Genomic DNA, 2,259 nt, shown 5'->3' with positions numbered 1-2,259 from the left:
GTGTCGGGATTCGCAGAACCGCTTGCCATGGCCGAACCCTCAGGATTTGACATGGATCTCTCGCGGGAACTTCGTCAGGGTCTCATGGCCGGTTTCGGTGACCAGGATGGTCTCGCTGATCTCGATGCCCCAGCCATCCATCCACATGCCGAGGATGGAATGAACGACATTGCCCGGTTCAAGCACGGTCTTGTCGCCCGGCCTGAGGCTGATCGTATGCTCGCCCCAGTCCGGCGGATAGGCGACGCCGATGGAGTAGCCGATGCGCGATTCCTTCTTCAGTCCGTAGCGCTGGATGACCTTGCGCCAGGCGGCTTCGACGGCTTCGGCTGATGTTCCCGGTTTGACCGCGTCGAGCACCGCATCCATGCCCTCGATCACCGCTTTTGCCGTGTCCGAAACATTTGTCGGCGTCTTGCCAAGCTGCATGGTCCTGGCGAGGCCGGCGGCATAGCGGCGGCAAACGCCGGCAAGTTCCAGCGCAATCGTCTCGTTGTCTCCGAACCGCCTGTCGCTCCACATGATGTGCGGCGCCGAGGCATTCTCGCCACCGAGGATTGTCGGTGGAAGAGCGGTGATGTCGCCGGCAAAATCCGGGCTGCCTGCGATCTGCGCCGCCTGGATGGCGGCGATGGCATCGCACTCGCGAACACCCGGTGCGATCACCTCGAAGGCCCGCGTGACGGCCGCTTCGGCCAAGGTGGACGCCTTGCGCAAATAGGCGATCTCGGGCGCCGATTTGACCGCGCGGATCCAGTTCACCAGCAGGTCGGCATCATGCCATTTTGCATTTGGAAGTCCCGCGACAAGCCGGGCGTGCGCCTTGGGGGAGAAATAATAGGCTTCGAGTTCGATGCCGATATGTCTGACACCCCAGCCCCTGGCGACGATCCAGCTCGCGATCCAGTCCATGGGATGGCGATCGACGCGCTGAACATGGTCTTCCGGAAAGCCGACCACGTTTTCCGGTTTCATCCAGGCGGTCAGAAGACCGCCGGCCGCATCCATGGCGCGCCCGATCCAGACCGGCTCGACCTCCTCGATTGGAACCAGCACCACCTGCGGCGTGTAGAACGACCAGCCGTCATAGCCGGTGATGTAATGCTGGTTGGCAACGTCGTTGACGACAAGGAGTTCGAGACCGCGCTTCGCCATCTCGGTGCGTATCTTGCGAAGCCGCTGTTGGTACTCGTCTCGGGCAAACGGCAATTCAATCATCTTTGCTCCATCTTTGTCAGATCAACGGTCGCGGGGTTCGCTCACCATTGAAGGGGTTTCGCCACGGCGGCAATCGGCCAGGACGACGCGTGGGCAGGTCCTGAACCGAATAGGCCCTCCACGGCCTTCCCCAGGAAAACTTCGGCGTGAATTTATTTTTGAATTCCATTTGACTGAATAAATAAGCAATGCAAAGCTGCGCTCTCCTAAGGGGCGCAAGGCATGGCACTGCGGGGGACCAATCAGGAGTTCGGGCGGCCGTACAATCGGCGCATCGTGCTTGAGTCCATCCGCCTTCATGGACCGATCGCCCGCGGCGAGATCGCCCGGCGCGTCGGCCTCACCGTCCAGACGGTATCGACCATCGTTCGCGAACTGGAAGATCAGGACTACATCCTGTCGCTGCGCGAAGAGCCGAAGGGGCGCGGCCTGCCGCCGGCAACGCTCCGGATCAACCCCGATGGCGGCTATGCCGTCGGCATCCACATCACTCCGCTTGGTATCAGCGCCGCCTTGATCAATCTGAGCGGCGACGTGATCGAGAGCATCTACCGCGAGGCGCCGAACGCGGCGCCGGACCACGCCTTCGAGCTGATCGGGGCGATGGTGGTGGAATTGACCAGACTGCGGGCTGGCGGACGGGTGCTGGGCGTTGGCATGGCCCTGCCCGGCCCATTCGACGTGGAGTCCATGAGTTTCGTCGGGCCAACCACCATGACCGGCTGGAAGGATGTGGCGCTGCGCGAACGGCTGGCGGCCTCCACCGGATTGCCGGCCTTCTTTGAAACCGATATGGCAGCGGCCGCCATGGGCGAGCGCCTCTACGGCCTCGGCGCCCAGTTTTCCGAATATTACTATCTCTATTTCGGCGTTGGCCTTGGCGGCGTCATGGTTCATGACGGCAGCGCCTTGCGCGGCGCCTGGGGAAATGCCGGCGAGATCGGGCACATTCCCGTTATTCCGGGCGGCGAGGCCTGCCCGTGCGGCAACAGCGGCTGTCTCGAAAGATATTTGTCGCTCGAGGCACGCCGGCGCTGGAAC

Annotated in this window: 2 protein-coding genes; one reads left to right on the top strand and one right to left on the bottom strand. The window is 62.5% G+C overall.

Going from position 1 to position 2,259, the window contains the following annotated elements:
* Positions 1-39: 39 nt before the first annotated feature.
* Positions 40-1,218: a M24 family metallopeptidase gene (locus EN984_RS31670; protein ID WP_127270913.1), complete on the bottom strand. Its 1,179-nt coding sequence runs from the start codon at positions 1,216-1,218 to the stop codon at positions 40-42.
* Positions 1,219-1,440: 222 nt separating this feature from the next.
* Between EN984_RS31670 and EN984_RS31665 the strand changes: the two genes are divergently transcribed.
* Positions 1,441-2,259, top strand: an 819-nt coding sequence (locus EN984_RS31665) for an ROK family transcriptional regulator (protein WP_164765791.1), incomplete at its 3' end; no start/stop codon positions are given.

This window comes from Mesorhizobium sp. M7A.F.Ca.CA.004.12.1.1 (assembly GCF_003997835.1).
GTDB lineage: Bacteria > Pseudomonadota > Alphaproteobacteria > Rhizobiales > Rhizobiaceae > Mesorhizobium.
This window is presented reverse-complemented; position numbering and strand designations above follow the sequence as displayed.